The organism is Micropruina sp. (genome assembly GCF_027492755.1).
Taxonomy (GTDB): Bacteria; Actinomycetota; Actinomycetes; order Propionibacteriales; family Propionibacteriaceae; genus Micropruina.
The window spans coordinates 1-9,072 of sequence record NZ_JAPUED010000151.1 but is presented as its reverse complement, the minus strand read 5'-3'; the positions used below and the strand labels follow the sequence as shown (position 1 = coordinate 9,072).

Annotated in this window: 5 protein-coding genes; all 5 read right to left on the bottom strand. The window is 70.2% G+C overall.

Going from position 1 to position 9,072, the window contains the following annotated elements; genetic code table 11:
• Window positions 1-66: 66 nt before the first annotated feature.
• The gene (locus Q0066_RS10865; RefSeq protein ID WP_298132793.1) at window positions 67-1,263 is read right to left on the bottom strand and encodes a TIGR02679 family protein; all 1,197 of its coding nucleotides are present in this window, start codon (window positions 1,261-1,263) and stop codon (window positions 67-69) included.
• Complete coding sequence (locus Q0066_RS10860; protein WP_298132792.1) at window positions 1,260-5,297, bottom strand: TIGR02680 family protein; 4,038 nt, start codon at window positions 5,295-5,297, stop codon at window positions 1,260-1,262. Before Q0066_RS10860 ends, Q0066_RS10865 begins: the two co-directional genes overlap by 4 nt.
• A complete protein-coding gene (locus Q0066_RS10855; protein WP_298132791.1) occupies window positions 5,294-6,619 on the bottom strand; it encodes a TIGR02678 family protein in 1,326 nt (441 codons plus the stop codon). Before Q0066_RS10855 ends, Q0066_RS10860 begins: the two co-directional genes overlap by 4 nt.
• Window positions 6,616-8,187 (bottom strand): TIGR02677 family protein, encoded by a 1,572-nt coding sequence (locus Q0066_RS10850; RefSeq protein ID WP_298132789.1) that lies wholly within the window; start codon window positions 8,185-8,187, stop codon window positions 6,616-6,618. The genes Q0066_RS10855 and Q0066_RS10850 overlap by 4 nt, the downstream gene beginning before the upstream one ends.
• A 226-nt stretch (window positions 8,188-8,413) precedes the next feature.
• On the bottom strand, window positions 8,414-8,920 hold the full coding sequence (locus tag Q0066_RS10845; RefSeq protein WP_298132787.1) for a hypothetical protein: 507 nt from the start codon (window positions 8,918-8,920) through the stop codon (window positions 8,414-8,416).
• Between the last annotated feature and the right edge of the window lie 152 nt (window positions 8,921-9,072).

The window sequence follows — 9,072 nt, the reverse complement described above, 5'->3', positions numbered from 1 at the left end:
CGTCTCCGCTCGGCTGCAGCACCCCAGTACCCCGCCCCGGGCTGCACGGCACCCCTCGGGCGAGCATCATGATCTCTCCAGGTCAGCGCGCAGTTGCGGCCAGACGGTCTCTTCGAGGACGGCCACACCGCGCTCGATCATTGCGGGAGCAAGGCCGGCGTCCCACGAGGCCTCGGTAACCCGGCCCACCGGCGCGCCATGGTCGGCGACCTGACGCAGATAGTCGTCGGTGTCCATCCGCCAAGGCTCAACGCCCGGGATGCTGATGAGATGGTTGGCGATCCGCACCCCTTCGCCGTCGAAATCGCCGTGGTACGCGACAGTAGCCCCCTCAGCGGCCAGCCGGCTGAGCAACTGGGCCACGGCGGCCGACGGCCAGCCCGAGCCACACAGCATGGGTGGAACCCTTACCCCGAACTCACCGACCGCCAGCGCCAGAATCGCCGGGTTCTCTACCACGTACACCCGCTCGGCGTTCCAGGGAGCCGCCTGCCGGCGGACCTGGGCGAGGGTCAGCGAGGCCGCTTCCCCGGCCGCCGCGGCCAGCCGGCACAGCTGAGCCGACGTCGTATCGCCGGCCGGGCGCAATCCCGCCACCAGCACCATTGAGGACAGTTCGTCATCGCGGACGCCGACCGTGCGCCAGAGTTCCCGCCGTCCGGCCGCGTCGTTCGGCTTGTCCACGCCCAGGTCCGCGGCGACCGCTCCCAGGATGTGAGAGGTCAGCGTCCGGCCGGCGTCCAGCGCGTGGGTGTCGTTGAGTAGCCGGCCGGCCAGGACGGGCAGCAGTTCGTCCGCAGCCGGGAGTTCATCCAGGACGAGCAGCACCCGCTCCAACAGCGAGCGGGTAGCGACCGGCCCGCCGCGGGCACCGAGCCGCATCACCTGCTCGGCCCACTCGTTCAGGTGCGGACGTGCCGTCAGGAGAGGATGCCCGAGCCACCAGCGCCACAGCTCGTCCCGCTGATCCGCCCCCTGGCGCCGTGCCACAGCAGGGTCGAGCAACGGGCCGAACCTGCACTGGAGATAGTCGATCAACGACAGGCCGGAGGCTTGCTCGACCGCGACCGCCAGCCCGCGCGGACCGGTGAGCGGAACCCTAGTCCGCGTACCCGGACGCAGCGGGGTTCCGAGCAGGTCGGCCAACGCTTCCCGCTGCTCGGCCACTGGCAGGTCCACCTGGAACGAGCGCGCGGCGGGATCACGCGCCAGCCGAGCGTGCGCGGCTCGCAACACCTCGTCCAGATGATCGCTCCAGGTCACACCAGCATCCCGTCCGCTATCGGATCCTCCACCATCTCGGTGCCGGTCCAGACGAACCGCGTGCTGGTCACCGCATCGTCGGCGTCGTCGCTGGCCAGCGCGTGGATCGCGATGCCGTCGATCTGCGGATAGGCCGCCCACTCGTGATCGGAGGTGAGCACCAGATCGAGGTCGAGTTCGGTGAGCAGGCCGAAGATCTGGCCACGGTTCGGGGTGTCGATGCCGACGAACACCTCGTCCAGCAGGATCAGTCGCGGCGCCCCGGGCGTCGCCTCGTAGTGCGCGGCGAGCGCGGCGAACAGCGGCAGATGCAGTGCGATCGCCTTCTCGCCGCCGGAGAGCGCACTGTGCACCTGCCGGGTCAGCGGCTTCCATTCCGCGGTCTCGCCACGCGCCATCTGCACCCGGAACTGATGCCAACCGGTGTAGTCGAACACCTTGGCCAACTGCTGCGCCCACGGCAGCCCGTCGTCGGTCTCGCGAGCCCGTGCGATCCGCTCCTCGAGGAAGCGGGCCAACGCCTGCTCGTCCGCGTCGGAGAGCCGGTCCGGGGTGGTCAGCAGCAGTTCGCGGGCGCGGGCGAGCAACTCGCCCTCGTCCTTGCGGACTTCCCAGACCAGCCGGACCCGCACCTGGGACGAGGTCCGCACCGCTGCCAACCGCCGGTTCATGCCGGCCACCAGCTCACCGGCGTCCCGGATCCGGCTCGACAGATGTCGTCGGGTGTCGCCGGTCAAGATCCGCCGGAACAGCGCCATCTCACCCTCGGTGATCTCCGCCTTGGTGCGGGCCTGCTCGGCGGCGACGGCGTCGAGCAGGGTGCGGACGGAGGTGCGCCGCCCGCCATGGACCGCGGACGGAATCATCACGTCCCGCTCGGGATTGAGTTCGAGTTGAGCCCGATCGGCGAGCACGCTTTCGGATTGCCGGACCTTGTCGTTCATCTGACTGACCAGTTCGGTGGCCCCGAGTCGCTCGGCTGGCAGGTCGCGGAGCAGTTGCCGTGCCAGATCGAGCGTCGGACGGACACGGTCGGCGTCCACGCTCACGCCGAGCTCGACCGCGTCGGCCAGATAAGTGCTCATGATCCAGGCGAACTGATCGAGTGCGGTGTCGCGGGCCCCGACCGCCTCGGTGTGGGCGTGCTCGGCAGTCTGCAGCCGCTCGTCCAGCCTGGCGATCTCCAGGTCGGCCTTGTTCTTACGGTTCTGGTGCGTGCGGTGGAGATTCTTCTGCTCGTCGATCTGCCAGGTCAGGTCGGCTATCCGGGCTACCACCTCGCGGAACACAGCGCCGCGAGTGGCGTCGAGCTCGTCCAGCTCGGCTTCGAGTCGCCGGGCGGCCGACTCGTCCGCTTCGGCCCGGGCGCGCAGATTCGCTGCTTCGTCGGCTTCCCGGTCGGCGCGGGCGTTGGTGCGCACGAGGCTCTGTACGAGGTCCAGATACGCGCGGAGTTTCCCGCGCAGGTCGGCCGTCAGTCTCAGTAGTTCTCCAAGTGCCGCAGCCAGCCGCAGAAGCTGGTCGCGTTGGACCGGCAGCTGAGATCGGGCCGCTTCGGCCTCGACCGCGATCCACTGCGCCGCAGCCTGCCGCTCGGCCACAGCCCGGGCCTCAACCGCGGCGACATGATCCTGTTCCCGAAGTTGGACGGCCCCCTCAGCCTGGGTGACCTTGCCTGCAGCGAGCTGGACCGCCTTGCCGGAGGGTACCGCGCGAGCTTCGGCACGAGCCTGGTCGGCACGGGCCAGCAGAGCCCGCAGGTCGGCGTCGATGGCAGCCAGTTGTGCGTCGAGGTCGGCCAGCTTCACCGCGAGCAGGGCGAGCCGCTCGTGCCGATGACGTTCGCGGGCGGCGGCACCGATGAACTGGGCGGCAGGCTTAGTCCAGCGGCCATGCTGTGCCCCGAACCGCCAGCGGCCCTCCTGGCTCACCCAGGGGCCGGCGTCATCCGCACCGCCACCCAACCCGATCGCCCGCAGAATCCCGTCCACCACCTCGGCCGGCACCGGCTGGCCGGCCACATCCGGACGCAGCACGTCAGCAAGGCTGCCGGCCGCCCGAGCCGGCGCGGCTCGGCCGAGCACGATGTCATGCCCGTCCAGCCGCACCTCCCCGTCGGGCAGCACCCACGCGTCTAGCAGGCCGCTGGCCTGCAGCGCGGCCTCGACCCCGGCGAGCACGTCATCGGAGACCCCGGGAGCGGCGTCGATCAACCGCCACAGCGGAGCTCCTTCGGCCGCCGGGCTGTCCCGCCATCCGGCGCGGGCCGGTTCAGTGACGGTGTCACCGGCCAGTCTCGCGCGTTCGGCCTCCGCGTCGTCGCGCTCGGCTTGCGCCCCGTCACGGCGGACGGTCAGTTCGCCGCGACGGAGGCTGGTCGTCCGGTCCACTTCGCCGAGCCCGGCCGTGACCAACTCGGCGAGCCTGGAGGACTCGGCCTCCGCGGCGCCCGTCCGCGCATCGCGCGCTGCCTCAAGCGCGGTTTCGACCTCGGTCCGGTCCAGGGCGAGCGCGGCCGCGCCGTCCGCCCAGGCCAGCACCGCGTCGTCGTAGGAGAGCAAGGCCTGGTCACGGGCGTCCTCCGCCGTGGTGAGCGCCTGCCGAGCGGTCGCCAGCTGTTCACTTCGCTCGTCGACCGCGGCCTCGCGCCGTGTCCGCTCCGCGACGGCGGCGTCATGCTGATCGAGCAGCCCAAGCAGCCGGTCAAGCTGATCGCATCGGCTGCGATCGCGGGCGTCCAGGTCGTCCAGCCCGGCGAGCAGGTGCGTCGGCCAGGCGGAGTCCAAGGGTTCCGGCAGCAGGTCGAGCACCGGCGGGGCGGGCAGCTCCAGATCCCCGGGCACCACCAGCGCAGCGGCCACGGCAGCCTCGGAGACCGCCATGAGCTGCCCAGCCAGTTCGTCGCGCCCCTTCTGCGCGATGCCATGGTCGCCCTCGGCTTCCTCGCGGGAGGCCACGGCCTTGGCATCGGCGCCACTGGCGTCACCGGCACTTCGATCAGCAGTCGCTCGGGCATCGGCGACGCGCTGGCGCAGATCCTCCAGGTTGCGGCCCTCGGCGTAGGCCTCGGAACGCTCCAGCGCCTCTTTCGCCCCGGACAGTTCCTCCCACCGAGTCTCCGACTCGGTCGCCAGCCGGTGCGCCTCCGCCGCGGTCTCGCGCTGCCGGTCGAGACCGTTCTGGCCGTGGCGCACGTCGGCGGAGGCCTTGTCCAGCGCGCTGGTGGCCTGGGTGAGCGTCGTCGCGTGCCTGCGTATCGCCGACCTGGCATACCGGCGGACCGAGGCAACCAGCTCGCGGGCCGCCTGCTCCTGCCGCTCGAGCTGCACCAGATGCGCCTTCTGCTGATCGAGCCGCTCGAAGCCCTCGGCCAGTTCGGCGATCTGCAGCTCGTCGACCGGCGGCAGCGCACTCGACAGCAAGCCGGAGAGGGCCTCGGGGTCAAGATGTTCGGAGAGCTTGGGCCGGCGCAGTTGCAGCAACGCCTGCACCAGCGTGCTGTACCGGTCGGCGGTCATGGCCGGGAACAACAGCTCCCGTACCGCGGTCCGGTACTCCCCCGGTTTTGGGTACACCTTGCCCCGATCCCCCAATGCCTCCTTCAAAGCCGCGACGGTCAGCGGAGCACCCTGGTCGTCGGTGAGCCGCAGCTCGTTGCCTACGCTCGCGGTGGTGATGAAGTAGTCGGGGTCAACCCGAGTGGTGCTCACTGAGGCCTGTAACCGGGCGCCGATGGTGACCCGCTCGGCGCCGTCCCCGAATTCCAGCCAGACGAAGCCGACCCGGGTTCGCCCGTTCGCGCCCTCACCCATCAGGTTCCAGTGCATGGTGCGCGCGGTGGTGCCGAAGGTCGAGAGCCGGGAGGGCTGGGTGCTGGCGTCGAGCAGGTACGGCAGCAGCACCTCGAGCGCCTTCGACTTGCCCGAGCCGTTCGGCCCGCGCAACAGGAGCCGTCCCTGTTCGAAAGTGAACACCTCGTCGTAGTAGCGCCACACATTGCTGATGCCGGCGCGCAGCGGTCGCCAGCGGGTCATGATGCCTCCCACTCACCGAACAGGTTGTCCTGCTCCGCTTCCGGAGCCGGTGCCGACGCCCGTTTCGGCGCGCGGCGGGTCACCGTCGCCTCCCGGAAGCGGGCGGCCGCCGGCCTGGCTCGGAACCGGTCGGTCTCCCATCGGACGAGCTGGTGGCCGGCCAGCAGGTCGAGTGCCTCTGCAGTCAGGCGGTGCGGCCCGTCCGGATCGCGGTAGGTGCGCGCCCAGGCCGGGGTGGCGTCCATCAACTCGGCGAGATGGTCGACCAACTCCGCCGGGGTTGCACCGTCGGAACCGTTGGCGAGCAGCCGGGTGATCAGGTGCAGCCCGGCAGCAGACGCGGCACCGGCGGAGGGGAATGCGTCCGGTCCACTGACCCGATCGGGATCGACCAGCAGGAACCCCTCGGCGCGTTCCTCAAGGGCAAAGCCGGCCTGATCAGCTGCCTGACGGAGCAACTCGCGTCCGCTGATCGAGGTGACGTACGCGGCCTCGGCCAGCGTCAGGTCGTCGCGGTAGACCACCGCATCGTCGAACAGCCGGCGCAGCACCGAGTGCCGTGCCCAGCGCGAGCGCTGCACGGTCGTTGGCCGGGACGGATCGCGGTCGGAGCCGGCCTCGAGCCGCGCCGAGGCCCGATGATCGGGGCCGTACCCGGATTCGTCGGTCAGTCGCTCGATCGCCGTGGCGGTCTCGATGTCGTCGGGCAGCACCAGCGAAGGCCCTTGCGGACAGGCCAGCAGCTGGTAGAGCACCGGTGGATTCACCCGGTACAGCACGGTGGCGCCGGCATCCTCGGCGTACCCCTGGGTCTGGCCGTCGACCACGGCGAGCGCACCCCAGCTCTCCAGGCACACCAGCACGTCGACGAAGGCACGGCGATGATCCTGCCGGTCGGTGAGGAACCTGGGCAGCGCCTCAGCGGTGGCGCACGCGCTCGTCACCCGCTCGGCGAGTTCACCGATGGTCACCAGCCGCAGGTCGAGCGCCTCGGCCGCCACCACGCACAGCAGCACGTAGCGCAACCGGTCGAAGGCGGCCCGGCCCGACCGCTGCCGCCGAGCCGGACGGAGATCGCCGCCGGCCACCGCGGCGCCAGGCGTCTTCGCCAGCCGGATGTAGCCCAGGTCTGACTGAATGGTCAGCTGCCAGCCGAGGAAGTGCTCGAACCAGCGGACCAGTGCCGTGTGCCGGCGCCGGATCAGCTCGTAAAGCGCCGGGTCGCCGGCCTGGGTCACCCACGGGTCACGCAACAGGCCCCGGATCGCGCGGGCGACCTCCTCCCGCTCCTGGGCGGCGAGCTGGTTCTGCAGTGTGCTCACGCCGGTACCCCCCACGGCATCCGGCTGGGCACCATGATCCGGAACTCGTAGTCGGGGCAGTCGAGCGCGCCGGACGTGGTGCGCAGCTGGGCGCGAGCTCCGTCCCTCGGTGGGGTCAGCACGACCTCGACCCGGCCGTCGGCGGACGTGGCGCGCAGCTCACCGTGGTGTGGCGGGTGCGAGACCGCTCGGCCGAGCAGATCGAGAAACGCGACGAAGGTGTCGGTCTCAAGTGCGTCGAGGCCCGAGATGCATACAGGGCCATCAGTGCCGAGCGCCCGGATCGCCCGTTCGGTGGCTGCGCGCTCGACCCGGGCCCGTTCGGTCCGGCGGGCGCGCAATTCAGAGACGTCACGCACCCGGGCCGGCCGGGCGAACTTCTCGGCGATACCGCTCTCCCGCAGCAACGCGGCGACCGGGACCGCTTCGGCGTCGGCCCAGGACGATCCACGCGGCACCGTCTCGGGGTCGGCGTGCCCGAGAGAGGTGTGTCGAGCCGGGTGGAGGCCGAACACGGCTCGCCAGATGCGGTGGAGGTCGTCGTCCGCCGGGGCGGTGGCGAACAGCGCGGCCACCCGCCGGAGATCGGCCTGAGCCGAGGACGGACGGCGGCGCGCGGTGCGCATCCGGTCGACCACCTGCAGCAGGCTGACGATAGCGCGACGCGCGGTGGTGCTCAGCAGTTCCGCCCGCGGCCGCGAGTCGCCCGAGGGCGCGAACCAGGCTTCCAGCCCCACCCATCGGGTGTGGGCATGGTCGAGCCACTGGGCGTCACGTTCGGCGGCGTCGACGTGCGGCGGGAGTTCGGCGCCCGCCAGCGCTGCCTGCAGCAGCCGTTCGAGACCCGCCTCGCGGACCCGTCCGGCAGCCTGACGGATTCGCGCGGCTCGGTCGTCGAGCCGGGTGACGTAGTCGTCGAGGTAGCGGACCGTCGCCTCCTTCACCTCTTCGAAGGTGGCCTCGTTCACCTCGTCGGCACGCAGCAGACGTTGCAGATCGCTGTTGAACGTCCGGATTCCAGTGCGCATCGCGTCGAGATGCCCGCTGAGCTCGGCGAAGGCGGCGTAGAGCCGGCGCTGCTCGGTGGTGGCCTCGGTTCGCGGCCCCGTGGTGGAGTCGGGCAGTCGCCTGGTGAGCAGGGCGAGCCGGTCGAGCGTCTCGGCGATGGCGTCCAGCACCGCGGTCTGCAGCCCGCCGCTGGATTCCAGTGCCGCCACCGCGGCCTGATGCCCCGAAAGAGCCGCTTCACCACGCCGCGTCAGCGAGTACTGCAGGTTGCGGCGCTCGTACTCCTGCGCAGTGCGGTACTGCTCGGAGTGGTTCTGGCCGGCGTCCACCAGGCGCCAATCCCTCAGTTGCTGCAATGCCGCACTCAGGTCCGTGTCGTCCAGCGTGCCCGACCACCCCACGGCGGAGAGGTGCTCGCGGACGTCGTCCAGCGCCAGCGAGGTCAACAGCCGCTCATTGGCCTCCCCGAAGGCATAGATAAGCGCGGTGTAGAGCGGTGCCCGATCCGTCGTCGTGAAGGTGAACAGATCGTCCGGCAGAGAGCGGGATTGCCCCGGCACGATCCCCTCCCTTCGTCGAGATTCCTGAACTTGCTCAGGACTGTAGCCGGTGCTGCTGACAGCATTGACGCATCCCGCGACGTCCACCTGGCGATCCTGGGGCGAGACCGTCGATTCGTAGCCTGACGGATCCGAGACGGGTAGGCTGAACATTGAACGGGGCGCCCGGCGCTAGCCTTGAAATAAGAGGCCGACTTGAACGCGCTGGTTCGCCCCGTTCTCCTGTTCACACGAAGTCGATCTCATCAATCTGGCCGCGCCAGAGGATGAACAGCCTCCGTACCTTGCGCCCCAGGGTGCGCTGGTTGTACAGGCTCAGCTCACGGCGCAACTTGTCACGCAACTCACGTCCTCCGATGTCGATCAGGAAGACGTCCTTGGTGAACTCGTGGTTGTCCCACGCGTCGTTGATCGACGGTCGAATCCGACCACGGACAACGCCGTAGTCAGCTCGACGGACCCGCTTGGCGTCTACCGACAGACCGCCACGGTCAAGCCACGCGAAGTCGTGACTGGGGAGACGCCCCTTTTCGGTGACCTCGCCGAGCGGGAGCAGCTTGATCTGCTGTGCCAGTGGCCGCTCCGGGTGCACGGTCGCGAGGTGCTCGTAGGTGAGAATCTCGTCCAGTTCTAGCAGTCGTCCGTCCGGGGATTCCAGGCCCAGCAGGTTCTGCCTTCTACGACGCTCGCACTCGTTCCCACCCACCGCGGCAGGGGTTTGCCCACTTGCCATCTGTCGTCCCGTTGCGGTCGCTTGCCGACACGATCAAGCACTCAGCTCGCCCGGCCTGGGCTGCACCCACGCGGGGATGTCGTACCCGTCGTCCCAGGGGAAGCGACCCCAGCGGTCGTCGTAGGTGAGCTGCAACAGCGGCACCGAGAACT